Source organism: Nitrosomonas sp. GH22 (assembly GCF_009833115.1).
Taxonomy (GTDB): Bacteria; Pseudomonadota; Gammaproteobacteria; order Burkholderiales; family Nitrosomonadaceae; genus Nitrosomonas; species Nitrosomonas eutropha.
This window is the reverse complement of sequence record NZ_QRCA01000001.1, coordinates 1-26,461: the sequence shown is the minus strand read 5'-3', so window position 1 is coordinate 26,461 and position 26,461 is coordinate 1. Positions and strand designations below refer to the sequence as shown.

The 26,461-nt window shown below is 45.3% G+C and carries 24 protein-coding genes, 4 tRNA genes and 1 pseudogene; 27 read left to right on the top strand and 2 right to left on the bottom strand.

Annotated elements, in window-relative coordinates; all coding sequences use genetic code 11:
• From ABF86_RS00145 to ABF86_RS00125, 5 genes and pseudogenes are all read left to right on the top strand, one after another.
• On the top strand, positions 1-265 hold a 265-nt coding region (locus ABF86_RS00145), incomplete at its 5' end, for an IS3 family transposase (RefSeq protein ID WP_160803389.1).
• A gap of 76 nt (positions 266-341) precedes the next feature.
• A pseudogene (locus ABF86_RS00140) lies at positions 342-494 on the top strand (type II toxin-antitoxin system RelE/ParE family toxin); the annotation flags it as partial.
• The gene (locus tag ABF86_RS00135) at positions 479-622 is read left to right on the top strand and encodes a hypothetical protein (protein ID WP_193565638.1); all 144 of its coding nucleotides are present in this window, start codon (positions 479-481) and stop codon (positions 620-622) included. The pseudogene ABF86_RS00140 and the gene ABF86_RS00135, both read left to right, overlap by 16 nt.
• A gap of 263 nt (positions 623-885) precedes the next feature.
• The gene (locus tag ABF86_RS00130; protein ID WP_011634855.1) at positions 886-1,131 is read left to right on the top strand and encodes a ParD-like family protein; all 246 of its coding nucleotides are present in this window, start codon (positions 886-888) and stop codon (positions 1,129-1,131) included.
• Entirely contained in the window at positions 1,115-1,396 is a 282-nt protein-coding gene (locus ABF86_RS00125; protein WP_011634854.1) for a type II toxin-antitoxin system RelE/ParE family toxin, read from the top strand. Before ABF86_RS00130 ends, ABF86_RS00125 begins: the two co-directional genes overlap by 17 nt.
• Positions 1,397-1,540: 144 nt before the next feature.
• Here the strand turns inward: ABF86_RS00125 and ABF86_RS00120 are convergent, their stop codons facing one another.
• Positions 1,541-1,837 (bottom strand): type II toxin-antitoxin system RelE/ParE family toxin, encoded by a 297-nt coding sequence (locus ABF86_RS00120; protein WP_074685618.1) that lies wholly within the window; start codon positions 1,835-1,837, stop codon positions 1,541-1,543.
• A gap of 265 nt (positions 1,838-2,102) precedes the next feature.
• Between ABF86_RS00120 and ABF86_RS12495 the strand changes: the two genes are divergently transcribed.
• The 4 genes from ABF86_RS12495 to ABF86_RS00100 all read left to right on the top strand — a co-directional run bounded on the left by ABF86_RS12495 (position 2,103) and on the right by ABF86_RS00100 (position 4,251).
• The gene (locus ABF86_RS12495; RefSeq protein ID WP_204987548.1) at positions 2,103-2,537 is read left to right on the top strand and encodes a hypothetical protein; all 435 of its coding nucleotides are present in this window, start codon (positions 2,103-2,105) and stop codon (positions 2,535-2,537) included.
• Positions 2,509-2,784 (top strand): addiction module antidote protein, encoded by a 276-nt coding sequence (locus tag ABF86_RS00110; RefSeq protein ID WP_204987547.1) that lies wholly within the window; start codon positions 2,509-2,511, stop codon positions 2,782-2,784. The genes ABF86_RS12495 and ABF86_RS00110 overlap by 29 nt, the downstream gene beginning before the upstream one ends.
• A 188-nt stretch (positions 2,785-2,972) precedes the next feature.
• Positions 2,973-3,098, top strand: coding sequence for a hypothetical protein (locus ABF86_RS13045; protein ID WP_256328356.1), 126 nt, complete (start codon positions 2,973-2,975; stop codon positions 3,096-3,098).
• Positions 3,099-3,330: 232 nt separating this feature from the next.
• Positions 3,331-4,251: a histone deacetylase family protein gene (locus ABF86_RS00100; protein WP_160803387.1), complete on the top strand. Its 921-nt coding sequence runs from the start codon at positions 3,331-3,333 to the stop codon at positions 4,249-4,251.
• A gap of 287 nt (positions 4,252-4,538) precedes the next feature.
• Here the strand turns inward: ABF86_RS00100 and ABF86_RS00095 are convergent, their stop codons facing one another.
• The gene (locus ABF86_RS00095) at positions 4,539-6,893 is read right to left on the bottom strand and encodes a penicillin-binding protein 1A (protein WP_345889553.1); all 2,355 of its coding nucleotides are present in this window, start codon (positions 6,891-6,893) and stop codon (positions 4,539-4,541) included.
• Positions 6,894-7,009: 116 nt separating this feature from the next.
• On the opposite strand from ABF86_RS00095, the gene ABF86_RS00090 reads away from it, so the two are divergent.
• The 18 genes from ABF86_RS00090 (at position 7,010) to rpoC (ending at position 26,347) form a co-directional block, all read left to right on the top strand.
• On the top strand, positions 7,010-8,134 hold the full coding sequence (locus tag ABF86_RS00090; protein WP_011634847.1) for a pilus assembly protein PilM: 1,125 nt from the start codon (positions 7,010-7,012) through the stop codon (positions 8,132-8,134).
• Complete coding sequence (locus ABF86_RS00085) at positions 8,131-8,742, top strand: PilN domain-containing protein (RefSeq protein WP_011634846.1); 612 nt, start codon at positions 8,131-8,133, stop codon at positions 8,740-8,742. The genes ABF86_RS00090 and ABF86_RS00085 overlap by 4 nt, the downstream gene beginning before the upstream one ends.
• A complete protein-coding gene (locus ABF86_RS00080) occupies positions 8,739-9,389 on the top strand; it encodes a type 4a pilus biogenesis protein PilO (RefSeq protein ID WP_011634845.1) in 651 nt (216 codons plus the stop codon). Before ABF86_RS00085 ends, ABF86_RS00080 begins: the two co-directional genes overlap by 4 nt.
• Complete coding sequence (locus ABF86_RS00075) at positions 9,386-9,913, top strand: pilus assembly protein PilP (protein ID WP_011634844.1); 528 nt, start codon at positions 9,386-9,388, stop codon at positions 9,911-9,913. Before ABF86_RS00080 ends, ABF86_RS00075 begins: the two co-directional genes overlap by 4 nt.
• Complete coding sequence (locus tag ABF86_RS00070) at positions 9,910-12,072, top strand: type IV pilus secretin PilQ family protein (protein WP_011634843.1); 2,163 nt, start codon at positions 9,910-9,912, stop codon at positions 12,070-12,072. The genes ABF86_RS00075 and ABF86_RS00070 overlap by 4 nt, the downstream gene beginning before the upstream one ends.
• Before the next feature lie 103 nt (positions 12,073-12,175).
• Positions 12,176-12,260, top strand: a tRNA-Tyr gene (locus ABF86_RS00065).
• A gap of 110 nt (positions 12,261-12,370) precedes the next feature.
• Positions 12,371-12,444: transfer RNA gene (locus ABF86_RS00060), tRNA-Gly, on the top strand.
• A 35-nt stretch (positions 12,445-12,479) separates the two neighbouring features.
• Positions 12,480-12,554 (top strand) — tRNA-Thr (locus ABF86_RS00055).
• 63 nt (positions 12,555-12,617) lie between these two features.
• Positions 12,618-13,808 (top strand): elongation factor Tu, encoded by a 1,191-nt coding sequence (gene tuf / locus ABF86_RS00050; RefSeq protein WP_011634842.1) that lies wholly within the window; start codon positions 12,618-12,620, stop codon positions 13,806-13,808.
• A gap of 45 nt (positions 13,809-13,853) precedes the next feature.
• Positions 13,854-13,929: transfer RNA gene (locus tag ABF86_RS00045), tRNA-Trp, on the top strand.
• Positions 13,930-14,051: 122 nt separating this feature from the next.
• A complete protein-coding gene (gene secE / locus ABF86_RS00040; RefSeq protein WP_074685643.1) occupies positions 14,052-14,396 on the top strand; it encodes a preprotein translocase subunit SecE in 345 nt (114 codons plus the stop codon).
• Positions 14,397-14,414: 18 nt separating this feature from the next.
• Positions 14,415-14,948, top strand: a complete 534-nt coding sequence (nusG, locus tag ABF86_RS00035; RefSeq protein WP_011634840.1) for a transcription termination/antitermination protein NusG — start codon at positions 14,415-14,417, stop codon at positions 14,946-14,948.
• Positions 14,949-15,064: 116 nt separating this feature from the next.
• Entirely contained in the window at positions 15,065-15,496 is a 432-nt protein-coding gene (gene rplK / locus ABF86_RS00030; protein ID WP_011634839.1) for a 50S ribosomal protein L11, read from the top strand.
• A gap of 1 nt (position 15,497) precedes the next feature.
• Complete coding sequence (rplA, locus tag ABF86_RS00025) at positions 15,498-16,193, top strand: 50S ribosomal protein L1 (protein ID WP_011634838.1); 696 nt, start codon at positions 15,498-15,500, stop codon at positions 16,191-16,193.
• A 366-nt stretch (positions 16,194-16,559) separates the two neighbouring features.
• Positions 16,560-17,075: a 50S ribosomal protein L10 gene (rplJ, locus tag ABF86_RS00020; RefSeq protein WP_074685645.1), complete on the top strand. Its 516-nt coding sequence runs from the start codon at positions 16,560-16,562 to the stop codon at positions 17,073-17,075.
• Between the two features lie 79 nt (positions 17,076-17,154).
• Positions 17,155-17,526 (top strand): 50S ribosomal protein L7/L12, encoded by a 372-nt coding sequence (rplL, locus tag ABF86_RS00015; protein ID WP_074456453.1) that lies wholly within the window; start codon positions 17,155-17,157, stop codon positions 17,524-17,526.
• Between the two features lie 367 nt (positions 17,527-17,893).
• Positions 17,894-21,973, top strand: coding sequence for a DNA-directed RNA polymerase subunit beta (rpoB, locus tag ABF86_RS00010; RefSeq protein WP_074685647.1), 4,080 nt, complete (start codon positions 17,894-17,896; stop codon positions 21,971-21,973).
• Positions 21,974-22,132: 159 nt separating this feature from the next.
• On the top strand, positions 22,133-26,347 hold the full coding sequence (gene rpoC, locus ABF86_RS00005) for a DNA-directed RNA polymerase subunit beta' (RefSeq protein ID WP_074685648.1): 4,215 nt from the start codon (positions 22,133-22,135) through the stop codon (positions 26,345-26,347).
• Positions 26,348-26,461: the final 114 nt, after the last annotated feature.

Below are 26,461 nucleotides of genomic sequence, written 5' to 3'. Positions count from 1 at the left end.
AAATCTACTGAAAGCATACGGTTTTATTGGCAGTATGAGTCGTCTGGGAAATTGTTGGGATAATGCGGTTGCGGAAAGTTTCTTTGGCAGCCTCAAGCAGGAACGCTGCCAATGGCGGCATTACCAAACCCGCCATGCAGCACAGCAGGATATTTTGCAGTATATCGCCGTGTTTTATAATAACCAAAGACTGCATTCATACCTGGATTACAAAAGTCCGAATCAATATGAAGCAGAAGCAGCAAAATCGATAAAAGCAGCTTAACTGAGGTGTCCGATTTTACTTGACCACGTTAATTACCCCCGATATCGTGAAACGCACAAGCCGGAAGCGAGAGTATGTGGACTTGGCGACTTGCCTCGAAGATTTGCGAGTTCCACCGAGCAATCGCCTCCATGTACTTGGTGGTGATCGGAAAGGGCAATATTCAATCTCAATAAATGATCAGTGGCGTATTTGCTTCCGGTTAGTCCTGAGATGGCACTTCGGTTAGCGCGATTTTTTGGTAATTCGGCAGAATTTTGGATTAACGCACAAGGCGAGGTAGATCTGTGGGATGCTGCGTGGACGATAGAGAACGAAATTGCGAAAATTCAGCATTGGCACATGCTTGATGATTAAAGTCGTGTTGTGATCATGGCCCCTGCTATCAAGTTTATTACATACGCAAAGGTCCGATAGTGGAGATCGGGGCCAGGTCGCGAATCAAGAAAATAAATATAACAAGCATTATTGATCCCGGATCTGACTTTGAAGGCCTGAAAGACAGCTATTTTGTCATTGCGGTATGCCAAAAGTGCGAAGCAATCTACCTCGAAACTCAGCCTTTCCACATTTGTGGTAAGATGATGATAGTGAGTATTTTGGCAAGCGTGGAGGTCATCATGAATACTTCAACATCTATTCGTATCGATCAGACGTTGTATGAACAGGCACGCAGCGAGGCCCTGGTTGAGCACCGTACCATCGCCGGTCAGATCGAGTACTGGGCCAGGGTGGGGCGTGCTGCACTGGATAATCCTGATCTGCCGGTGAGTTTTATCGCTGAATCGCTGGCTTCGATGGCTGAGCCTCGCAGCGAGGCTACAGATTTTGTACCCCGGTCGGCCGCTGATGAGCTACGGGGTTAAGCAAACCCGAAGATTCGCCCGCGCCTACAAGAAGCTACACGGTAATGTCGCACGGGATGTCGATGCTGCGATCGAGGTCGTGGCAGCCAGGCCGGCAATAGGCGAGCGTAAAAAAGGGGATCTGGCGGAGCTCCTGGTCTATAAATTCCACAGCCAAAATCAGTTGTATCTGCTCGGTTACAGTATTGATGAGGCTGTGTATCTGGTATATCTCGAAGCAGTCGGGCCGCACGAAAATTTCTATCGCGATCTTAAGCATTCGTAAGGAAAGCGCATGGTCGGGGCCGGGTTGCGGCTTGGCAATGCCGCATAATCGAACGAGTGTGTAGCAAGAGCTATTGATTCTGGATCTGAACCTGATCATTGCAAACCATACGTTTGCTTCGCGATCACGACATAACCTTAATCGTTATGTTTCGGTTGGTAAAACAAGCAGTCGCTCGCTGCGCCAAATACGGATCACTTTTATGGCGCCTTTTTCCCTAAGATAAACCCCCCTGAAAGGAGCAAAGATAATTTCTCGGGTATGGGAGAGTTGGAACTCAGGCACTATTCTGCCCATGTCCGGGTGGCTGGTTAAAATCTGAATATGCTCGATTATTTCCCGGGCAAATTTGAAACCAATATCAGGAACACCTTCTTCAATGTAATAACTGATAATGTTTTCCAGGTCATTAAAGGCAGCATTGGAAATGCTGACTTTCATTCGATGCCTAAGCGCTTTTTCGCCTCAGACAATGACATGGTATTGCCCTCTTTGATGTCCATAAGACCTTGGGCTTTACTTCACTTATGCCATTGCTATCGTTCTCGCGAGATCACAGGCTATAAAATTAACGGTAACTCATGAAATATATCCTATTTTCAGAGCTTAAACGGCAGCATTACACCTTATTCTCTCTTGTATCTGGTCAGGTGGTTTTTAAGCTGATCAATTGTCGTGTCGGATGAATATTTAATTGGAATACGTGATGAGAATTAACCTTATACGACATTGCATGCGGGGTTATTGGGCAGAATGTCGTTATATTGCGTTAGCTGTACCCGGAATTCAAACCAAGGAATATATAAGCGATCTCATAAAAAAGGAAGAGCCAGTATTACCGTCGCTTCCGACGACTATTCTTCCAGCAATAGCAGAGCTGACAGCTTCGCTTGGAATTCCACGAGAAGTGCTGGCGAGCGCCGAAGAAATCGAGTACGCATGGAGAGATTTGCCAAGAGAGCTACGAGAAATACCACCTGAATTAAGAGGTGAGCTCATGGCTCGTATATGTGTAGCCGTCAGCACTGGCTTATTTGATGGCGCCATGAATTATGCGTGGAATGCCGCAGTACTTCAGTTGAGGCAAAAGATACGCAATTTTGGATTGCCTGTTGTGGCTAGAACAGCTCAAAACAGATGAAGACCTAAAATTGTATTTTGAGGCCTGCACGGAAGAAGATCCGGGTGACGGCAGTCTCATTCGTGCTGCATTAGGTGATATTACCCGTGCCCGCAGAATGACCTGGCTTGCTCGTGAAACCGGCCTGACTCGTGAAGGGCTTTATAAGGCTTTGTCTCCTGACGGAAATCCGGAATTCTCTACAGTAATTAAGGTTATCAAAGCGCTTAACCTGAAATTTCATATTGAGCCTGTTCACGTAAATTAATCTACCTGGTGCGCCGATTTGCGTATCTTCAATGGCCCTGGATTGCTGCGAGTGGCTACACCATTTCGCAAGCGCCCTATCCCCTCAAAATACATCTGTTCCAAACGAATGTACGAGTACAGGATAGAACGAGAAACCAAGTTGGTATAAGCTAAGTTAGTTGAACTAAGTTTAATTGGAAGAGCACGATGCGGATATACAATATTCACGACGCTAAAACTCAATTATCCCGGTTGGGGGAACAAGCTGCCAAGGCTGGCAAACCGATGGCCAAGGTTGTTGCGCTCCGGGCCATCGGAGCCTTCTCAGATTAAGCGGTTTGATTTTATGGCTGGGCAAATCCATGTACCGGATGATTTTGATCGGATGGATGAAACGGAAATCGCAAGGCTATTTGAAGAGGGCGCATGAAGCTTTTGCTGGATACTCATCTGTTGCTGTGGGTAGCAAATGGCTTTGACTATCTGCCACCGATCGCCCAGCTGCGAGACTGTAAAATCTATTGTGTAAGTGTCTGAGTCTTTATTCCCTGTGAAGGAATTTTCCATGGCTACTGCCTTTGTTACACATCCGATTTATCTGAAGCATGATATGAAACATGGCCATCCAGAATGTCCGGAACGATTACTGGCCATTCAGGAACAGCTTGTTGCCACCGATACGCTGCCACGTTTACAGCAATATGAAGCGCCACGTGCAACCGATGATCAGTTGATGCGAGCTCATACGGAAAGCTATGTGCATGAGATCAAATCAGCTGCACCACAGCAAGGCCTGGTTTGTCTTGATAATGACACTGCGATGAATCCTTTTACGCTGGAAGCGGCTTATTATGCAGCCGGTGCGGTTGTTCTGGCGACGGATCTGGTCATCGACAAGCAGGTGAAAAATGCATTCTGTGCCGTTCGTCCACCTGGACATCATGCAACGCGCAATCAGGCAATGGGATTTTGTTTTTTTAACAATGTGGCGATTGGAGCAGCACATGCTTTGGCGCATCATGGTCTGCAACGTGTAGCAATTGTGGATTTTGATGTGCATCACGGCAATGGTACTGAAGATATTTTTCAGGATGAGCCGCGTGTCTTGTTTTGCTCCACTTTTCAGCACCCATTTTATCCGTATTGCGGCACTGATAGCGGGGGTGATCACATTATTAATGTACCGCTTGCTGCACATACGAATGGACAAGCGTTCCGTGTAGCGGTAACGCATTATTGGCTGCCGGCACTGGAAGCATTCAAACCGGAAATTATCTTTATTTCGGCTGGGTTTGATGCCCACCGGGAAGATACGCTGGCGCAATTAAATCTGGTTGAAGCAGATTATGTTTGGATTACCAGGCAAATAATGGCTATTGCTGAAAAACATGCACAAAACCGAATTGTTTCAGTGCTGGAAGGCGGATATGCGTTGGGCGCATTGGGAAGAAGTGTGACTACACATATCAGAACATTAGCAGAATAATAGGCCAGTAATAGGGGGTAGGGGGCAGACCACGGGTTTTGCTAAGCTTGCCGTTTTTCGGGAAGTCTGTGTACCCTTCAAAGAATTTCCCTGGTTCAAGGAAGCCTCAATCGGGAAGCTGCTGAATGTTGAACCTCCTTCACCATACCGCCTTTATCGGCCTGATCTGGACGGACATTTAAGGCAGTTGTTCGTTGTATCTATCTTGCTGAATTTATTGGCTTTACGGAGCTCTGGTAGAAGAGGGTTAACCGCGCAAATACTCCTGCACTCGACTGCTCTCTGATTTAAAACAGCCAGTCTTCCATTTGATCCGTAAAACCAGGGTCCTGGAAAGAATAATCTGTTTCCGGCGGAAGCTGTTCCTGGAAGAAGTATTCATTGAGCGTCCCGAATGGATCCCTCAAGCCTGTTTCTGAATTAATCTTGGCCGTAACAATACCTTTTGGAGGAGATATTTTTGTGACAGGTATTGATTTAAGTGCGCTGGCCATATAGTTGATCCAGATAGGTAAGGCTGCCTGCCCTCCGGTTTCTCTGTTTCCCATGGATTTGGGATCATCAAAGCCCAGCCAGGTAACCGCCACCAGATCTTTCTGGTAACCGCAGAACCAGGCATCGAAGGCGTTGCTGGTAGTTCCCGTTTTCCCGGCAATATCATTGCGGCCAAGTGCTCTTGCCCGGGCGGCAGTTCCTCTTTGGACAACATCCTGCATCATGTTTGTCATCAGGAATGCATTGCGTGGATCTATAACCTGCTTGGCGTTCTGGCTTGCAGTGGTGTGGCGTGTCTGCTCAATAATTTTTCCGTGCTCATCCTCAATTCGTTCAATGAAGTAGGGAGGAATATGGTATCCCCCGTTGGCGAAAGTAGCGTAGCCAACGGCCAATTGCATCGGCGTGACCGATCCGGCGCCAAGCGCCATGGGAAGAACTGCTGGATGATGTTTTTTATCGAAGCCGAAGCGTGTAATGTAGTCCTGTGCGTAGGATAGCCCAATCGCCTGAAGAATACGGATGGATGCGAGGTTTTTCGAATGAGTTAATGCTGTGCGCATTCTGATCGGGCCGCTGAACTTGCCGTCATAATTCCTGGGTTCCCAAGCCTTGCCACCAGTCTGATCAGGTCCCAGATACAGTGGGGCGTCATTAATAATGGTGGCCGGAGTAAAGCCTTTTTCAAGTGCTGCGGAATAAATGAACGGTTTGAAACTTGATCCGGGTTGACGCCAGGCCTGGGTGGCATGATTGAATTTGTTGAGGTTATAGTCAAACCCGCCTACTAATGCGCGAATCGCGCCATTGTTTGGATCTATTGCGATCAGAGCGGCCTCTATTTCAGGTAATTGAGTAATTTGCCAGCTGTTTTTTTCTGTCTTTTTTACTCGAATCAGAGCACCGGGGCGTATTCGCTTTTCGGTAACCTTTGGATCTTTGCCAAGGTACCTGCTGGCTACTTTCAGGCTATCTCCCGTAATCCGGATTGTTTCCCCATTTTTGAGGGAGGCTTCAACAGCACCGGGTGTTACGGACAGGACAACGGCTGCCAAAATATCATCACTGTTGCTGATATTTTGCATGATATCCTGCAGCGCTTCATGATCCTTGAGATCTTTTGGCAGTTTCAGGAATGCTTCCGGGCCGCGGTAACCATGTCTGGTGTCATATTCTATTACTCCTTTGCGCAGCGCACGGTAGGCTGCTTCCTGATCAGATTTTCTCAGCGTGGTATAAACCCTGATCCCACGGGTATAGGCTTCTTCACGATAGCGATTGTAAACAACCTGACGCACCATCTCTGCGACGTAATCAGCCGGCATGGCAAATACTTTTACCTGGCGATGAATTGCAATAGAAGTTTTCTTTGCTAGCGCGAGTTGGTCGGCTGAAATATAGTTGAGCTCATACATCCGCCGCAACACATATTGTTGTCGTATTTTTGCGCGTTCCAGGTTGGCAATCGGATTGTAGCGTGAAGGTGCTTTAGGGAGCCCGGCCAGCATGGCCGCTTCAGCCAAATTAATATCAGACAGTTTTTTACCAAAATAAGATTGTGCTGCAGTAGCAAAGCCATAGCTGCGTTGCCCGAGGTAAATCTGGTTGATGTACAACTCAAGAATGCGATCTTTTCCCAGGCTGTGTTCAATTTTAAAAGCCAGTAATGCCTCGCTGAATTTTCTGGTAAATGTTTTTTCCTTGGTCAGAAAGAAGTTGCGTGCCACTTGCATGGTAATGGTGCTTGCGCCCTGGAGGGTGCTGCCCGCCGTGAAGTTTGAATAAATGGCGCGCAAAACACCTATGTAATCTACCCCGTAATGCTGGTAAAAACGATCGTCTTCAGCTGCCAGCACAGCTTGTTTAAGAGATTCTGGTACCTCATTTATTTTTACAAAATCCCTGCGCTCTTCACCAAACTCCCCAATCAGCAAACCATCAGCGCTGTAAATCCGCAAGGGTATTTTCGGACGATAATCAGTCAGCATATCGAGACTGGGTAAAGAAGGTAGCGTAACCAGGGCGGCAAATATCACGAGCAACGTCGCAAGTAAACCAGCAGCCAGAATAGTTAGGAGGAAACGGAAAAGCCAGCGGAATAACATTAAAAGGCAGAGTGTTGTGTGGGTAAAAAAATGATCCAGCACAAGATTATAAAGGGTATATCAACTGTTATTGCATGAATTGATTTTTTCACTTACCTGTCAGAATCGGCTTCAGTTGAAGTATTGCATCCGAATAAAAATCTTCTGGTCGAAACATTATGCAAATAAAAGCTGATATGGCACTGAAGAAATCTTTTGATATCCATTTTGGCATGCTGACAGGTACCTCCCGAATGTTAGGGGTGGATATCGGCGCTTCCTCAATTAAGCTAGTGGAATTATCCAGAAAAAGTGGAGCGCCGGAATCCTATCGTTTGGAACGCTATGTTATCGAACCATTGCCGATGGATGCTCTGCAAGATGGAGGTATTAACCAGATTGAACAGGTGAGTGACAGTCTCCAGCATGCCCTGAAACGAATGGGAACGCGACAGAGGAAAATTGTTATGGCTCTGCCGCTGACATCGGTTATTACAAAGAGAATCAACGTACCTGCAGGTTTGCGGGAGGATGATCTGGTGTTTCAGGTTGAAACAGAAGCCAATCAGTATGTGCCGTTTGCAATGGATGAAGTCAATCTTGATTTTCAGGTGATTGGACCGGCTCCAGATTGTCCGGAAGAAGTGGAGGTGTTGTTGGCGGCTGCTCGTAAAGACAAAGTGGAAGATCGTGTGGCAACAGCAATGTCTGCCGGCCTGAAGGTAATGGTGATGGATATCGAGCAATTTGCTGCCCAGGCTATTTCTTCCAGAGCGATTGGCAGTCAGCTGCCGGATGGGGGAAAAGATAAGGTGGTTGCGCTCATTGATATTGGCGCGAGCGTCACGCGGATCAATGTGCTGTTAAATGATACCTCTATCTATATGCGGGATTTATCCTTTGGTGGAAATCAGCTAACGCAAGAAATCCAGAATCAGTTCAATCTCTCTCCGGAAGAAGCCGAGACAGCCAAGCGCAACGGTAAGCTGCCGGAGAGTTATCAAAATGAGGTATTGCGGCCTTTTTGTGAAACGGCTGCGCTGGAGGTGGCTCGAGCCATACAGCTTTTTTATACTTCCACTCAGCATACTCAGGTTGACTATATCTCCTTGTCAGGCGGGTGTGCAGTGATCCCGGGTCTTGAGGAAATCGTATCTGAACGTACCGGGGTGATTACCCAGGTGATTAATCCGTTTTCCGGCATGGAGTTATCCGGCCGGATTGCACCGCGGCAGCTGAAGATGGATGCCGCGGTGTTGCTGACTGCCAGCGGCCTGGCTATGCGAGGATTTGATCCATCATGATACGTATTAATCTGCTTCCACATCGTGAACTTAAGCGTAAGGCGCTTCAGCAACAGTTTGCCGTACTGGCAGGTCTTACTGTTGGCCTGGGAGTGCTGATTATCTGGGGAGTACATGAAATGGTGATGGATAAAATCAATCATCAGAACGGACGTAATCAGTATCTGCGGGATGAGATTGCTGTTCTCGATCGGCAAATTACCGAAATAAAATCGATTAAGGAAAAAATCCAGGAGATGCTGGCACGCAAGGAGATCGTTGAATCGCTGCAGGGAAATCGCATCAAGGTAGTGCATATGCTGGATGAGGTAGCCAGGCAGTTACCAGAGGGGGTTTACCTGAAGAGCTTAAAACAAACAAATGAGCACCTGCACCTTGCTGGTTACGCTCAGTCCAATGCCGGGATCTCGACGCTGATGCGCCATCTGGATGCATCACCTTGGCTGGAATCGCCATTGTTGATTGAAATTAAGGCAGCTACCGAAAGTGGTGTCAGGCTTAGTGAATTCGATTTGAATGTCAAATTGACCGAGTTGCCAGAAGAGGATGGCCATTCCGGAAGAAACGAGATGGCAGCAAAAATTACTGCAACGGCGGGGCAACCATGAATCTGCTGGAAGAGTTACGTCATGTCAATCCCAATGAGCCTGGCAGCTGGCCAGTTGTGCTCAAGGCGGGTGCACTTGCGTCATTGTTGGGGACCCTCATGGTGGCAGGTTACCTTCTGGATTGGGAGGAGCAGTGGGAGGCACTGGAACAGGTGCAGCAAGAAGAAGATACGTTGAAAGCTACTTTTATAGCCAAAAAAAATAGTGCGGTCAATCTTGATCTTTTTCGTGTGCAATTGGCGGAGGTGGAGCAAACGCTGGGTACCTTGCTGAAACAGTTGCCTAACAAGTCCGAGCTGGATGCGTTGCTGGTGGATATTAACCGGGCCGGATTGGGACGAGGATTGCAATTTGAGTTGTTCAAACCCAATGCCAAGGAAACAGTTCGTGAGTTCTATGCCGAGCTGCCAGTTTCTGTCAGGGTGACGGGTAATTATCACGATATTGGTGCTTTTGCAAGCGATGTGGCCCAGTTGCCGCGTATTGTTACGTTGCAGGATATTGAAATCATTCCCGGGAAAGATCGCCAGTTGATATTGAACGCAACGGCAAAAACTTTCCGTTATCTCGATGATGAGGAAATTGCAGAGCGCAAAAGGGAAATGACAGAGAAAAACAAACAGAAGAATGCAAAGGGAGCGTCATGAACGATCAATTCCGCTTCTGGATGACTGTGATGGTGGTGCTGTTTACAGCGGCATGCACTCAGGAGGGCTATGAAGATCTCGAGTCTTTCGTCAGGGAATCAGGAACGGGATTGAAAGGAAAGGTAGATCCTCTGCCTGAAATCAAGCCACCGAAGCATTTTGTTTATCAGGCTTTCGAAATTCCAGATCCCTTCAGTAATCGAAGAAACAAGCAGGAAAAGTCTGATCGAGATGAGTTGCAGCCTGATCTGAAACGTCCCAAAGAGGCACTGGAAAATTTCCCGTTGGAAAACCTCGCTATGGTCGGTTCGCTACGGCGTGGAGAGTACGTTTTTGCCCTGGTTAAGGCACCGGATAACTCTGTGCACCGTGTCAAAACCGGCAATTACCTTGGGCAGAATTTCGGTTTGATTACAAGGGTTTCCGAGGAGGAAGTCAAATTGAGAGAGATTACGCGAGGTAGTGCGGATGAATGGGTTGAACGGGCCAGTGTACTCATGCTGCAAACTCAGGAGCAAAAATGATAGATTGGAAAACGGGAAATCAATGGCGCAAGAGTTGCATAATCATGGCTGCTCATCGAGCTTGGCAATGTGTGTCGGTGTGTGTTCTGCTGGTTGCGTGGACCGTTCAGGTTGTAGCTGCATCAACGTCAGTAAATACCCTTCGTGCACTGGATATTACGGCCCAAACAGATGGTCGTTTAATTGTTAAAGTGACATTGGATCGACCGATTGCGACGCTACCGGCCGGAGTATTGCTGAATGATCCCGATCGTCTTTATTTTGATCTGGAGCAGGTCGCCAGCGCTCTGGGCGAGTCTGGCAAGATATCAGGTCGTGGTGTAATAAAGAGTATGGATGTTGTGCCTGCCGAAGGCCGTACCCGTCTGGTTATGAATTTGTCAAAAGCAGTTAAGTATGAAATCAGCACGGAAGGTAACGATTTGCTGATAGCGCTCCGGGGCAATGAATTGGGGGAATCACTCAATCGTGCCGCCGTTTCAGCTTCCATGCCAGCAAGAGGTGAAGCACAATTAAGCTTGCGGGATATCGATTTTCATCGTGGTACACAAGGTGAGGGCAGGGTGGAGGTGGAGCTGTCACAACCAGGTGCGGTAGTCAATGTGCATAGTCAGGGAGGAAGGTTGCTTATCGAGTTCATGAAGGCTTACCTCCCTCCCAATCTTGAGCGGCGGTTGAATGTGCTGGATTTTGCCACACCAGTACAGACAATTGAGACTATCGCGCGGGATGGTAACGTGCAGATGATTATCGAGCCGAAAGGGCGCTGGGAGCATACATCTTACCAAACCGGAACTAATTTTGCGGTAGAAGTCAGATCGGTAGTTGAAGGTGATGATATGCCCATTCACAAAAAGCTGATTGATGGAGGTTATACTGGTGAAAAACTTTCACTTAATTTTCAGGATGTTGAAATTCGCTCAATTCTTCAGGTTATCGCTGATTTTACTGATTTGAATATCATTGCCAGCGACTCAGTTAAAGGTAATCTGACCCTGCGGCTGAAGGATGTTCCCTGGGATCAGGCGCTGGATATCGTGCTGCAAACGAGCGATCTTGATAAACGCAGGGTGGGTAATGTGATTTTTATCGCGCCACGGGAAGAAATGGCTGCTCGTGAAAGATTACAGCTGGAGCAGAATCAGCAGATAACCGAGTTGGAAGTGTTGCAAACGGAAGCATTCAGACTGAATTATCGGACTGCCAGTTCGATTCCGCTTAAGGGTATTCTGAGTCAACGTGGTTCGGTGGAGGTTGATGACATCAGCAATACGCTGACCGTTACCGATATTCCCACCAGGCTTGCAGAGGTGGCTCGGCATGTGGCCAATCTCGATACCCAGGTGCGCCAGGTCATGATTGAAACCCGTATTGTCGAGGCAACCGATACATTCAGCCGTAACCTGGGAGCTCGTTTTGGGGTGCAGAACGCAACTCGGATCGGGAGTCAGACTAATGGACGGCGACTGGGTATTTCCGGGAATTTGGGTAATTCCAGTGAATTGGCTGCTGGTACGATATCACCTTCTGGTGGGGATAATCTTAACGTCAATTTACCGGCGGCTGCGCTTGCAGGAGTCGCGGGTGGCCCGGCTGCACTCGGATTGAGCTTGATTAAGATTAACAACGGCACATTGATTAATCTGGAGCTTTCTGCGTTGGAATCGGATAGTCAGGGCCGTATTATCGCTAGCCCGCGCCTGGTTACGGCTAATCGTGTGGAGGCGAGTATTGAGCAGGGTACGGAAATCCCTTTTCAGACTATCAGTGTGACACGGCCACAGATTCAGTTTAAAAAAGCTGTTCTTGGCCTCAAGGTTACGCCACAAATCACTCCTGATGATAATATCATCATGAAATTGCAGGTTAATCAGGATACTCGCGGAGAAAGCACGCCGGCTGGCCCAGCCATTGATACCAAGCAAATCGTCACCGAGGTGCTGGTAGAGAATGGGGGCACAGTTGTCATCGGCGGTATATTTGAACAGGTCGAAAAGCGGGATCGTAACCAGATCCCGTTACTGGGAGATGTGCCGTTACTGGGAAATTTATTTAAAAATACCGCAAAGCGAGATGATAAACGAGAATTGCTGATATTCGTCACGCCGCGTATCCTGAACGAAAATTTGAGTAATAATATTCGATCCGCATTGAATTGATATGAAAAACAATCAAGATAACAGTATCAAAAATTTTGTGTATTTGGCCCATGCTATAGCATTGACTTGATCAGGCTAAGCGTTCATAATGCCCTGCTATTTTGGAGGGGTTCCCGAGTGGTTAAAGGGATCAGACTGTAAATCTGACGGCTCTGCCTTCGAAGGTTCGAATCCTTCCCCCTCCACCAGTCACGGTAACAAAAATCAGAGATGTGTGTAATGCTGGAATTTGATCGCGCTAGTCATTGCAGATAGTGCGTGTTTATTTAAATATGTAAGGCAGGTGAACCGGGCACAAGCGGGTGTAGCTCAATGGTAGAGCAGAAGCCTTCCAAGCTTACGACGAGGGTTCGATTCCCTTCACCCGCTCCACAACATTACGGCGAGGAAATGTTCTTGTTCTATACGCCCATGTAGCTCAGTGGTAGAGCACTCCCTTGGTAAGGGAGAGGTCGCCAGTTCAATCCTGGCCATGGGCACCAAGTTATGCTGCAGCCAGGTTATTAGATTACTGATACAAGCATTAATAAAAGGAAACAGACGTAATGGCGAAAAGTAAATTCGAGCGGGTGAAGCCGCATATAAATGTAGGGACGATAGGCCATGTGGATCATGGGAAAACGACGTTAACGGCGGCGATCACGACCATCCTGACCAGGAAATTTGGCGGGGAAGCCAAGTCATATGCTCAGATAGATTCGGCACCTGAGGAGCGTGCACGTGGGATTACTATTAACACATCCCATGTTGAATACGAAACAGATAAACGCCATTACGCGCACGTTGATTGCCCGGGTCACGCCGACTATGTGAAGAATATGATCACAGGAGCGGCGCAGATGGATGGCGCTATTCTGGTGGTATCAGCAGCTGATGGACCCATGCCGCAGACACGCGAGCATATTCTGCTGGCGCGGCAGGTGGGAGTGCCTTATATCATTGTCTTCATGAATAAGGCTGACATGGTAGACGATGCTGAGTTACTTGAGCTCGTCGAAATGGAAATACGTGAACTGTTATCCAAGTATGATTTTCCAGGGGATGATACACCTATTATTATTGGTTCAGCACTGAAAGCGCTGGAAGGGGATAAAGGTGACATCGGTGAAGCAGCTATTCTGAAGCTGGCGGAAGTGCTGGATTCATACATCCCGGAGCCACAAAGAGCGATTGATGGGGCTTTTATTATGCCTGTTGAAGATGTGTTCTCAATCTCCGGGCGTGGAACTGTTGTTACAGGGCGTGTGGAGCGCGGTATAGTCAAGGTTGGTGATGAGATAGAAATTGTGGGATTGCGACCTACAATCAAAACAACATGTACCGGTGTCGAGATGTTTCGGAAGTTGCTGGATCAAGGGCAGGCCGGAGACAACGTTGGTATATTATTAAGAGGTACCAAGCGAGAAGAGGTGGAGCGTGGCCAGGTTCTGGCTAAGCCGGGCAGTATACTGCCACACACCAAATTTTCTGCGGAGATATATGTGTTGAGCAAAGAAGAGGGTGGTCGGCATACACCATTTTTTGCAGGATATCGCCCACAGTTTTATTTCAGAACAACTGATGTAACAGGCTCCATTGAACTGCCGGCAGGCGTCGAAATGGTGATGCCAGGTGATAATATATCAGTTAATGTCAATTTGATTGCACCAATAGCAATGAGTGATGGATTACGTTTTGCTATTCGTGAAGGTGGACGTACCGTCGGCGCTGGTGTGGTCGCCAAAGTAATCGAGTAAAATAAGCTGATAAATTTGTAGTCTGCAATTTTTTGTTTGGAAGATAGGCCAGTAGCTCAATTGGCAGAGCGTCGGTCTCCAAAACCGAAGGTTGGGGGTTCGATGCCCTCCTGGCCTGCCAAAGTATAGATATAAGCAAAGCTGAATAATTTTATTTCAAATCTTCAGGCAGGCTGAAAAATAAAAAGAAGGTTTGTAATTTGGATTTTTTTAAGTTAAAAGTAATTTTCGGGAACGAAAAAAGTGAATAAGATTAAGCTTGGGATAGCAGCACTATTAGGAGCAGCAGGCTTTTTCAGCTTTTATTTTTTGCAAGATAGCCCTGTAGTGATAAGAGTAGTAGCTTTGTTATTGGGATTGATTTTCGCGACGATCGTTATTTTATTTACGATACAAGGAAAGCAACTATTTTCATTTTTTAAAGATTCGATAGAAGAAGTAAAAAAGGTTGTTTGGCCCACCAAAAAGGAAACACTTCAGACATCTGGCGTAGTCTGTGCGTTTGTTATAACGATGGCGTTTTTTTTATGGATTGTTGATTCGGGTTTGATGGTGATCGTTAAATATGTAATGGATCAGGAAGGGTGAAAGTGTTCCCGGAGGAATATGAGTAAAAAATGGTACGCTGTTCATACCTATTCGGGTTTTGAAAAGAGTGTAAAGAAGGCATTAAGAGATCGGATCGTACTGCACAAGTTTGAAGATAAATTTGGTGAGATCCTTATTCCTGTTGAAGAGGTGGTAGAAGTCAAGGGTGGTCAAAAAAATATAAGTGAGAGAAAGTTTTTTCCAAGTTATATACTAATTGAAATGGAAATGACTGATGAAACCTGGCATTTGGTTAAAGGTACACCAAAAGTAACGGGTTTTGTGGGAGGGACATCTATGCAGCCCATTCCAATCAGTCGCAAGGAAATAGAAAGTATATTTAATCAAGTAAGAGAGGGAGTGGAAAAACCCAAGCCAAAAGTAATTTTTGAGGCAGGGGAGGCGGTGCGTGTTAAAGAAGGACCCTTTACTGACTTCCATGGAAACGTCGAAGAAGTTAATTACGATAAAAATAAATTACGAGTGTCTGTATCAATTTTTGGGCGTCCTACGCCCGTCGAGTTGGATTTTCATCAGGTTGATAAAATATAATTGCGCAATATATGGGCGATTGTCTCCTGTGGGCGATGTAGTTTCGGAGTAGTTTGTAGCAAAAAGAGGGAGAGTATTGTAGCTAATATTCGTTTGGACCTAAAAAGGAGAATATTTTGGCAAAGAAAATAATAGGTTATATAAAACTTCAAATCCCAGCAGGGAAAGCGAACCCAAGTCCGCCAGTGGGGCCTGCACTTGGTCAACGCCAACTGAATATCATGGAGTTTTGTAAAGCTTTTAATGCGGCCACCCAAAAAATGGAGCCGGGATTACCTGTGCCAGTGGTTATTACAGCGTATGCAGATAAAAGTTTTACATTTGTTTTAAAGACGACTCCTGCATCTGTTTTAATTAAGAAATTAGCCGGTTTGAGTAAAGGTAGCGCCCAGCCTCATGTGGATAAGGTAGGTAAGCTGACTCGGAGCCAGGTAGAAGAAATTGCTAAAATTAAAATGGAAGATCTTACTGCGGCCGATATGGATGCAGCTATCCGAACAATTGCTGGAAGCGCCAGAAGTATGGGTGTTGAAGTAGAGGGAGTGTGATATGGCCAAATCTTCAAGACGTTACAAAGAAATTGCTCAAAAAATTGATCGTGATCGATTATATCCCCTAACAGATGCTTTGGCTTTGGTGAAAGAAGTTGCTACGGCTAAATTTGACGAATCAGTTGATATTGCAATTAATCTCGGTATAGATGTTCGTAAATCGGATCAGGTAGTACGGGGTGCAGTGGTCTTGCCATCCGGTACAGGTAAGACGGTGAGAGTAGCAGTTTTTGCACAAGGCGATAAAGCTAAGGAAGCGTTAGATGCAGGAGCAGATATAGTAGGTCTTGAGGATCTCGCTGAGCAAGTTAAAGCAAACGAGATTAATTTTGATTTGGCAATAGCAAGTCCTGATTCAATGCGAATAGTTGGTCAATTAGGGCAGATACTCGGTCCTCGTGGTTTAATGCCCAATCCAAAAGTGGGGACAGTAACACTTGATGTGGCAAGTGCGGTCAAGAATGCTAAAGCAGGCCAAATTCAATTCAGAGCGGACAAGGCGGGTATCGTACATTGTACTGTAGGTAGAGCTTCGTTTAGTGTAGATGCTTTGAGAGAAAATATTATAGCACTGGTTGATGCATTGAATAAATCAAAACCAGCAACATCAAAAGGTGTTTATCTACGTAAAATGGCCATTTCGAGCACCATGGGAGCAGGTGTGCGAGTTGACCATGCTGGAATAATTAATTAGTTGTAATAAAAGGCTTTGGGCTGCTGTTAAGATGTTGTATCAGCAGATTGTCAAAGACCGTTGGGGTTTTTATTATCTAAAAATAGCAATCTATAATGCTAATTGCTGTTTTTGAGTGAAAGCTTAATTGCAATAAAGGAATGGTTGCAGGTTTACTGGGTAGCGATGAGAAAACACAGTGAATCATAAAAAGTGATTATTATGTTTTTGCAGTTATTCCAAAAAATTGCGCCCAACGCAGATGGTGTGCCCATAAAGCAGGTAGAGAGAAATTTCTCCTGGTTCAGGTCGCCATTTTTAAATGGGAAATAATCGTTATGAGTAGTAACGATAATTTTTGGCTGAATTCTAAATGGGGAGAGTCTTTTGAGTCATAATCTCGAGGAAAAGAAAGCAATTGTAGCCGAGGTCAGTGATCAAATTGCAGAAGCCCAGGCTATCGTTATAGCGGAGTATCGTGGATTGGGTGTTGGGCAGCTTACTCAGTTGCGAGTCAAGGCGCGAGAATCTGGTATTTATTTCCGAGTTATCAAAAATACCTTTGTAAGGCGGGCAGTTGTTGACACCCCTTTTTCTGGGTTAGCTGAATCAATGGTAGGGCCACTTGCTTACGGAATTGGCAGTGATCCTGTGATCACTGCAAAAGTTCTTCATGAATTCGCTAAAGATAATGATCGTTTTATAATTAAGGCTGGTGCTATGGCCGGGACAGTAATGTCCGGTAAGGATGTCGCTGCTCTCGCTGCATTACCAAGTAGAGAGGAGTTGCTGTCCAGATTGCTTGGTACTTTACAGGCGCCTGTTGCGAAATTTGTTAGAACACTTAATGAAGTTCCTTCAAAATTTGTGCGTGGGCTTGCTGCAGTATGTGATAAGAAGTAATCGGAAGCCGATATATATAGATGGCTTAAAGCGATTCGTATCAGATTGATCTGAATTTAATTTATATCAGGAGAAATAAATGGCTATGGCAAAAGGGGAAATTTTAGAATCTATCGCTAATATGACAGTTCTGGAATTATCAGAATTAATCAAAGAGCTAGAGGAGAAATTTGGTGTTTCAGCAGCGGCACCAGTTGCTGTGGCTGCTGCGCCTGCTGCTGCAGCAGCTGTTGAAGAACAAACTGAATTCTCTGTGATTCTTACTTCAGCTGGTGACAATAAGGTTAATGTCATTAAGGTTGTTAGAGCGGTCACCGGTTTGGGTCTGAAGGAAGCGAAAGATTTGGTTGATAGTGCTCCTAAAGCAGTCAAAGAAGGTGTTTCTAAAGATGATGCGGAAGCACTCAAGAAACAGTTGACTGAAGCTGGCGCTGGTTGTGAGATTAAATAGTTAATTGTATTAGTAATTCAGGCTGACAGATACGGATTGTATCGTCAGCCTTTATCTCGTATGTCGGTATGGAAATAACGCTGATAAATAGAAGTATGTACTAATAGATTGTTAATTGTAATTGTTAGTTAAACCTCAAAAATTTTTTTCTCTGGCCTATCCCGGCGACATAGTTTAATAAAAGTTTCTTTGATCTTTAAATATCATGTCTGTAGTCTATGAGTTGTTGGGGTAGAGTATTTTGTTTCTTGGCCCACGTATTACCGCTATCAATAGGTTAAAGTTGTAGCTTTGTTTAGGTGCTCGTTTTATATCAAATAAACTGCCCTTCGATCCCGATTATATCTTCAGTGCACGGAGTGATTTAATGAGTTATTCGTTTGCCGAGAAAAAACGTATCCGGAAAAGTTTTGCTAAACGTACCAGCATTCTACCATTTCCGTTTCTTCTTGCCACCCAGATAGAATCTTACGCTGATTTTTTGCAAGCAGATGTGGCGCCTGGTAAACGGAAGAATCAGGGGCTGCAGGCAGCATTTAATGCTGTTTTTCCAATAGAAAGCCACTCTAATAACGCTCGTCTTGATTTTATAAGTTATATGCTTGGCACATCTGTGTTTGATGTTAAGGAATGCCAACAGAGAGGGTTGACTTATGCTTCTCCACTGCGCGCCAGAGTCAGGCTGACTATTATGGATAAAGAAGCTTCAAAACCAACTGTCAAAGAGGTTAAAGAGCAGGAAGTTTACATGGGAGAAATTCCTCTCATGACAGAGACTGGTTCTTTTGTTGTTAATGGTACGGAGCGTGTTATTGTTTCACAGCTGCATCGTTCACCGGGGGTGTTTTTTGAGCATGACCGCGGCAAAACACATTCATCCGGTAAGTTGTTATTTTCTGCCCGTATTATTCCATACCGTGGTTCTTGGCTGGATTTTGAATTTGATCCCAAGGATTATGTCTATTTTAGGATAGATCGCCGCCGCAAAATGCCGGTTACAACTTTGCTAAAGGCAATGGGCTATTCTTCCACGCAGATTCTTGCTGATTTTTTCGAGTTTGATCACTTTACATTTGCGGGTAATAAGATTTTATTTCACCTCATACCGGAGCGTTTGCGTGGGGAGTTGGCTAGCTTTGATATCGTTTCTGAAGATGGCAAGGTTTTTGTACAAAAAGATAAGCGGATAACGGCAAAACACGTTCGTGATCTGCAACAGGCTAACCTTACTAAAATTTCTGTCCCTGAAGAATTTTTATTAGGGAAAATTTTGGCTGAAGACATCGTAGATAAGGAAACGGGGGAGGTTATTGCCACAGCCAATAGCGAAATTAATGAAACCTTACTTGAACGAATTAAGCAGACTCAAAATAAAAATAGTGAGATTAGTACTCTTTTTGTGAATGACCTCAATTACGGTCCTTATATTTCACAAACGTTGAGGGTTGATGAAAGTACTGATCAAATGTCTGCTCAGGTCGCTATTTACAGGATGATGCGCCCTGGTGAGCCTCCGACTGAAGATGCCGTACTAGCTTTATTCAATGGCCTTTTCTATTCCCCGGAGCGTTATGATTTATCTGTCGTTGGCCGGATGAAATTCAATCGGCGGGTGGGGCGTGAAGAACTAACAGGCTCTACGACTTTATCAAATGAAGATATTACCGATGTTATCAAAATACTGGTTGAGTTGCGAAATGGTAGAGGCGAGATTGATGATATCGACCACTTGGGTAATCGTCGCGTTCGTTCGGTAGGTGAATTAGCAGAAAATCAATTTAGAGCAGGTTTGGCTCGAGTTGAGAAAGCGGTTAAGGAGCGTTTGAGTCAGGCTGAATCAGAAAATCTGATGCCGCACGACTTTATCAATGCTAAACCGGTGTCTTCTGCTATACGTGAGTTTTTCGGATCAAGTCAACTATCACAGTTCATGGATCAGACTAATCCATTATCCGAAATTACACATAAAAGGCGTATATCAGCATTAGGGCCTGGCGGGTTGACGCGGGAGCGTGCGGGTTTTGAAGTGCGTGATGTGCATCCAACTCATTATGGACGTGTGTGTCCGATTGAAACTCCGGAAGGACCAAATATTGGTTTGATTAATTCGTTGGCTCTTTATGCTAGAACCAATGAATATGGATTCATAGAAACCCCATACCGCATGGTTAAGGATAGTCGCGTAACGGAGGAGGTCGTATATCTTTCAGCTATCGAAGAAAGTCAGTATGTCATTGCACAGGCAAACGCAAATTTTGATCAGACCGGGGTCTTCACTGATGAAGTTGTTTCTTGCCGCCATAAAAATGAATTTACCCTGGCGTCCAGAGACCAGATTGAGTATGTTGATATTGCGCCAGCCCAGATTGTTTCTGTGGCGGCTTCGCTGATTCCTTTTTTGGAGCATGATGACGCGAATCGCGCGTTGATGGGATCAAACATGCAACGACAGGCAGTTCCGTGTTTACGTGCCGAGAAACCTTTAGTAGGCACAGGGATTGAACGAGTGGTTGCTGTACATTCAGGAACTGCGGTTAAGGCGTTAAGAGGCGGAGTGGTAGATTATGTGGATGCAGGGCGTATAGTGATACGTGTGCATGATGCAGAGACTCGTGCCGGGGAAGTTGGGGTGGATATTTACAACCTCACCAAATACATCCGTTCAAACCAGAATACTAATATCAATCAAAGGCCTATTGTAAAAATTGGTGATATTCTTTCTCGTGAGGATGTAATTGCAGATGGTGCATCGACTGATCTGGGTGAACTGGCTCTTGGCCAGAATATGTTAATTGCATTTATGCCCTGGAATGGACTCAATTTTGAAGATTCTATTTTGATATCTGAGCGAGTTGTATCAGATGACAGATTTACTTCAATACATATTGAGGAATTAACAGCCGTCAGTCGCGATACAAAGCTTGGTACTGAAGAGGTGACCGCAGATATACCAAATTTATCCGAGCGTCAACGTGCGCGTCTTGATGAGTCAGGAATAGTTTATATCGGCGCTGAAGTTGAAGCCGGGGATGTGTTGGTGGGTAAGGTTACACCTAAAAGCGAAACACAACTAACACCTGAGGAGAAACTGCTTCGTGCGATATTCGGAGAAAAGGCATCAGATGTTAAAGATACCTCCTTACATGTGCCAGCAGGTATTTCAGGGACTGTAATAGATGTACAGATCTTTACGCGCGAAGGAGTTGATCGAGATAAACGTTCCAAACAGATAATAGCGGATGAATTGGGGCGCTTTAAAAAAGATCTTGCAGATCAAATGCGTATTGTTGAGGCAGATGCTTTTCAGCGTGCGAAACGATTACTTGCAGGTAAAGTTGCTGCTGGAGGGCCTAAAAAATTGGCAAAAAATTCAACTATCACACAAGAATATCTCGAAAGTGTGGAAAAACATCACTGGTTTGATATTCGTCTGATTGATGAAAATACAAGCCTTCAACTGGAGCAGATTAAAGATAGCCTGGTTCAGAAAAGAAAGCTGTTTGACCTTGCCTTTGAAGAAAAGCAGAGGAAGCTTTCCCAAGGGGATGAGCTGCCGCCCGGTGTTCAGAAAATGGTGAAGGTTTATATTGCGGTTAAACGGAGACTGCAATCCGGTGACAAGATGGCTGGCCGACACGGAAACAAAGGAGTCATTTCAAAAATTGTTCCCGTGGAAGATATGCCCTATATGGCGGACGGCACACCAGTTGATGTTGTGCTGAATCCATTGGGTGTTCCTTCGCGTATGAATATTGGTCAAGTACTTGAAGTGCACTTGGGTTGGGCTGCTAAAGGGCTTGGCAAGAAAATTAACGAGATGCTGATCTCTCAACGTGATGCGTCTGAAATCCGGGATTTTTTAAGTAAAATCTATAGCGATAACGGAAAACAGGAAGATTTGGTTTCTCTGGATGATAAAGAAATACTGGAATTGGCAAAAAATCTGTCAGATGGAGTTCCTTTTGCCACCCCTGTTTTTGATGGTGCTCATGAATCCGAGATCAAACATATGTTGAAATTGGCAGACCTGCCGGAATCCGGGCAAACTACGCTCTACGATGGCCGGACAGGGGAAGCTTTTGATCGCTCGGTTACCGTAGGTTATATGCATGTACTAAAACTTCATCATCTGGTAGATGACAAGATGCATGCTCGTTCAACAGGCCCTTACAGTCTTGTCACGCAACAGCCATTAGGTGGCAAGGCGCAATTCGGGGGGCAACGGTTTGGTGAAATGGAAGTCTGGGCTTTGGAAGCATATGGCGCAGCTTATACCCTTCAGGAAATGCTTACTGTGAAATCTGATGACGTCAATGGACGAACTAAGGTTTATGAGAGTATTGTCAAGGGGGATCATAAAATTGATGCAGGTATGCCAGAATCATTCAATGTACTAGTTAAAGAAATCAGATCTCTGGGGTTGGATATCGACCTAGAACAGCATTAATATCTCTATTAGTTTGATATTGATGTGTTTGTCTCAATTTTGTATGGCAGTTCTGTGCTGATAAGCGCTCTATATCTAGCCGCCTTTCAAGATTGAGACTCAAAATTTCCATTTCCTTGGCCTATTTCAGGTTTATACGTTGATTCACAGGAGTGACACGTGAAAGCACTGCTTGATTTATTCAAACAAGTTACACAGAAAGAAGAATTCGATTCCATAAAAATAGGCTTGGCTTCTCCTGAGAAAATTAGATCATGGTCATATGGAGAGGTAAAAAAACCTGAAACGATAAATTACCGAACCTTCAAGCCTGAAAGAGACGGTTTATTTTGTGCCAAAATATTTGGCCCGGTTAAGGATTATGAATGCTTGTGTGGCAAATATAAGCGACTTAAACACCGGGGTGTGATATGCGAAAAATGTGGTGTGGAGGTCACCTTATCCAGAATCAGACGGGAGCGCATGGGCCATATTGAACTGGCTTCGCCTGTTGCCCATATATGGTTCTTAAAATCATTACCTTCACGCCTGGGTCTTGTGCTCGATATAACGTTACGAGATATAGAGCGGGTTCTGTATTTTGAGGCCTATATCGTTACTGATCCAGGTATGACACCACTGACTCGTGGTCAGCTTCTGACTGAAGATGACTATCTGAATAAAACAGAAGAATTTGGGGATGATTTTAGTGCTGCAATGGGTGCAGAAGGTATTCGTGCGCTGTTGAATAGTATGGACATCCTATCGGAAATAGAGTCTTTACGCCTTGAGATCCAAACGACAGGCTCTGAAACTAAGATTAAGAAGGCTGCCAAGCGACTCAAGGTGCTTGAGGCGTTTAATAAATCCGGCATGAAGCCGGAGTGGATGATATTGACGGTATTGCCAGTTCTGCCTCCAGAGCTAAGGCCATTGGTTCCATTGGATGGTGGCCGTTTTGCAACTTCTGATCTTAATGATTTATACAGGCGCGTTATAAATCGCAATAATCGTTTGAAGCGGTTGCTGGAATTGCGGGCACCGGAAATTATTATCCGTAATGAGAAGCGCATGCTGCAGGAATCGGTGGATTCATTGCTTGATAACGGCCGCCGGGGTAAAGCAATGACGGGAGCAAATAAGCGACCGTTAAAATCACTTGCGGATATGATCAAGGGTAAGGGGGGACGTTTCCGTCAAAACCTGCTGGGTAAGCGTGTTGACTATTCCGGTCGCTCTGTAATTGTGGTAGGGCCGCAACTCAAGCTTCATCAGTGTGGCTTGCCGAAAAAAATGGCATTGGAATTATTCAAACCGTTTATTTTTAATAAGCTGGAAGTAATGGGAGTGGCGAGCACGATTAAAGCGGCCAAGAGGGAAGTAGAGAATGAAAATCCGATTGTTTGGGATATTCTGGAAGAAGTTATCCGTGAACATCCGGTAATGCTTAACCGGGCACCAACTTTACATCGACTCGGTATCCAGGCTTTTGAACCTGTTCTGATTGAAGGAAAGGCAATTCAGTTGCATCCACTTGTATGTGCTGCTTTTAATGCGGACTTTGACGGTGATCAGATGGCGGTGCATGTTCCTTTGTCGCTTGAAGCTCAGATGGAATGCCGTACGCTGATGTTATCAACTAATAACGTTCTTTCCCCAGCTAATGGCGATCCAATCATAGTTCCTTCCCAGGATATCGTGCTAGGTCTTTATTATATGACGCGCGAAAAAGTTGGGGCGCAAGGGGAGGGAATGGTTTTTTCAGATGTTTCGGAAATAACGCGTGCTTATGAGAGCAAAGCGTTGGAGCTAAATGCCAGAATCACCGTAAGAATCAAGGAAAAGAAAAAATCTTGTGGACATGGTGAAGATCCGATTGAAACGATTACACGTTTTGAAACTACCGTTGGCAGGGCGCTCATATCTGAAATCTTGCCAGCAGGACTTCCTTTCGCCCTAGTCAACAAAACGCTTAAGAAAAAGGAAATTTCCAAGCTTATAAATGCTAGCTTCCGTTTGTGTGGTTTGCGGGAGACCGTTATATTTGCTGATAAACTTATGTATTCAGGTTTTTCCTATGCGACTCGAGGTGGAATTTCCATATGCCTGGATGATCTTGTTACGCCATCACAGAAGACCGGTATTATTCAGGCAGCTGAGCAAGAAATACATGAAATAGCAAATCAATATATTTCCGGCTTAGTTACTCAAGGAGAGCGTTATAACAAGGTGGTTGATATCTGGGCTCGTGCAGGTGATCAGGTGGCTAAAGCAATGATGGATCAGCTTAGTGTCGAACCGGTCAAAGATCAAGAGACGGGTGAAATCAGGACAGATAAAAATGGGCAGGCAGTTACGCAGGAATCATTCAATTCAATTTACATGATGGCTGATTCAGGAGCCCGAGGTTCTGCCGCGCAGATCCGTCAACTTTCAGGCATGCGTGGCCTTATGGCAAAACCTGATGGCTCTATTATCGAAACCCCGATTACAGCCAATTTCCGTGAGGGACTTAATATCCTGCAGTATTTTATTTCGACACACGGTGCCAGGAAGGGGCTGGCAGATACAGCACTTAAAACTGCTAACTCAGGATATCTCACACGTAGGCTGGTTGATGTGACCCAGGATCTGGTTATCATAGAAAATGACTGCGGTACGGATGGTGGTGTCGTAATGAAGGCTTTGGTAGAGGGTGGTAACGTTGTTGAATCCTTGCGTGGGCGAATCTTAGGGCGAGTAGCGGCGACTGATGTTATAAATCCAGAAACCGGTGAGGTTATTTGCTCGGAAGGTACATTGCTGGATGAAGATACAGCCGATGAAATTGAAGCTTGTAGTGTTGATGAAGTAAAGGTAAGGACGCCACTCACTTGTGAAACTCGATATGGACTTTGTGCAAAATGCTATGGGCGTGACCTGGGGCGTGGAACGCCAGTTAATGTTGGAGAAGCCGTGGGAGTGATTGCAGCTCAGTCTATTGGTGAACCGGGTACGCAGCTAACCATGCGGACTTTTCATATTGGTGGTGCGGCTTCAAGAGCGGTTGTTGCCAATCAGGCTGAGAGCAAATCAAACGGAGTTGTCCGTTATTCTCATCATATTCGCTATGTAAAGAATGCACAGAATGAACTAATTATAATTTCTCGTAGTGGCGAAATCCTGATCCAGGATGAGAACGGTCGTGAACGTGAACGGCATAAAATTCCTTATGGTGCGACGTTGCATGTGCAAGATAGCGAAACAATCAAGGCAGGGCAAATCCTAGGCTCATGGGAGCCTCATAAACGTCCTATCATAACGGAATATGCCGGCAAGATACGGTTTGAGAACGTTGAAGAAGGCGTAACAGTTGTCAGACAAATTGATGAAATAACCGGGATGGCCACTCTGGTAGTTATAGACCCCAAGCGGCGAAACATTGCGCAATCCAAAGGATTACGGCCGCTTGTTAAGTTTTTGGATGAAAATGATCAGGAAATCAATATCCCAGGGACTGATCAACCTGTCAGCATTACATTCCACGTTGGTTCTATTATAACGGTACGAGATGGACAACAGGTTGGTATTGGTGAGGTTCTGGCTCGTATTCCCCAGGAGACATCCAAGACTCGTGATATTACTGGGGGGCTGCCTAGAGTGGCTGAGTTGTTTGAGGCGAGAGTGCCCAAAGATGCTGGTTTCCTTGCTGAGGCTACTGGCACGGTAGCTTTTGGGAAAGATACCAAAGGGAAACAGCGTCTTGTTATCACTGATCTGGATGGTATTGCACATGAATATCTGATTCCTAAGGATAAGCATGTGACTGCGCATGATGGTCAAGTGGTAAATAAGGGTGAGGTGATCGTTGATGGGCCTATCGACCCTCATGATATATTGCGACTGCAGGGTGTTGAGGCATTGGCAAAATATATTAGCGATGAGGTTCAAGATGTCTATCGCCTACAAGGTGTAAGCATCAATGATAAGCATATCGAAGTAATTGTTAGGCAGATGTTGCGCCGTGTCCAGATAACAAATGCAGGTGACTCAGCTTTTATTCTTGGAGAGCAGGTCGAGCGTGCTGAAGTTCTTGCCGAGAACGAAAAACTCATTGCTGAAAACAAGATGCCGGCGACCTATGAGTATGTGTTACTGGGGATAACCAAGGCATCTCTTTCTACTGACTCGTTTATTTCTGCTGCTTCTTTCCAGGAAACAACTCGTGTCTTGACCGAAGCGTCTATCATGGGTAAAAAAGATGATTTGCGAGGTTTGAAGGAAAATGTAATTGTAGGCAGATTAATACCAGCAGGGACGGGCTTGTCCTTTCATAATATTCGGAAAAAACAAAGATTATCGGAAAATACTGTCTATCTGGATGCTGACTTGACGGAGAACGAAATTGCCGAGTGATGGATGCTATTAATAATATTAATTATGGTTGATAAGGTCAGAGGCTTTCAAAACTTTTAGCTTCATGTTTTAAAATCTTGACTTGTCTCTGATGAGAAAGTAGTCTTGGGGCGC

Excerpts from the sequence above, each read along its gene's own strand:
- nusG (WP_011634840.1), top strand. The coding sequence starts at position 14,415 with ATGAGTAAAAAATGGTACGCTGTTCATACCTATTCGGGTTTTGAAAAG.
- ABF86_RS00090 (WP_011634847.1), top strand. The coding sequence starts at position 7,010 with ATGCAAATAAAAGCTGATATGGCACTGAAGAAATCTTTTGATATCCAT.
- ABF86_RS12495 (WP_204987548.1), top strand. The coding sequence starts at position 2,103 with ATGAGAATTAACCTTATACGACATTGCATGCGGGGTTATTGGGCAGAA.
- ABF86_RS00100 (WP_160803387.1), top strand. The coding sequence starts at position 3,331 with ATGGCTACTGCCTTTGTTACACATCCGATTTATCTGAAGCATGATATG.
- rplA (WP_011634838.1), top strand. The coding sequence starts at position 15,498 with ATGGCCAAATCTTCAAGACGTTACAAAGAAATTGCTCAAAAAATTGAT.
- ABF86_RS00125 (WP_011634854.1), top strand. The coding sequence starts at position 1,115 with ATGAGCTACGGGGTTAAGCAAACCCGAAGATTCGCCCGCGCCTACAAG.
- rpoB (WP_074685647.1), top strand. The coding sequence starts at position 17,894 with ATGAGTTATTCGTTTGCCGAGAAAAAACGTATCCGGAAAAGTTTTGCT.
- rplL (WP_074456453.1), top strand. The coding sequence starts at position 17,155 with ATGGCTATGGCAAAAGGGGAAATTTTAGAATCTATCGCTAATATGACA.
- ABF86_RS00080 (WP_011634845.1), top strand. The coding sequence starts at position 8,739 with ATGAATCTGCTGGAAGAGTTACGTCATGTCAATCCCAATGAGCCTGGC.
- tuf (WP_011634842.1), top strand. The coding sequence starts at position 12,618 with ATGGCGAAAAGTAAATTCGAGCGGGTGAAGCCGCATATAAATGTAGGG.
- ABF86_RS00120 (WP_074685618.1), bottom strand. The coding sequence starts at position 1,837 with ATGAAAGTCAGCATTTCCAATGCTGCCTTTAATGACCTGGAAAACATT.
- ABF86_RS00070 (WP_011634843.1), top strand. The coding sequence starts at position 9,910 with ATGATAGATTGGAAAACGGGAAATCAATGGCGCAAGAGTTGCATAATC.
- ABF86_RS00075 (WP_011634844.1), top strand. The coding sequence starts at position 9,386 with ATGAACGATCAATTCCGCTTCTGGATGACTGTGATGGTGGTGCTGTTT.
- ABF86_RS13045 (WP_256328356.1), top strand. The coding sequence starts at position 2,973 with ATGCGGATATACAATATTCACGACGCTAAAACTCAATTATCCCGGTTG.
- ABF86_RS00130 (WP_011634855.1), top strand. The coding sequence starts at position 886 with ATGAATACTTCAACATCTATTCGTATCGATCAGACGTTGTATGAACAG.
- ABF86_RS00135 (WP_193565638.1), top strand. The coding sequence starts at position 479 with ATGGCACTTCGGTTAGCGCGATTTTTTGGTAATTCGGCAGAATTTTGG.
- ABF86_RS00085 (WP_011634846.1), top strand. The coding sequence starts at position 8,131 with ATGATACGTATTAATCTGCTTCCACATCGTGAACTTAAGCGTAAGGCG.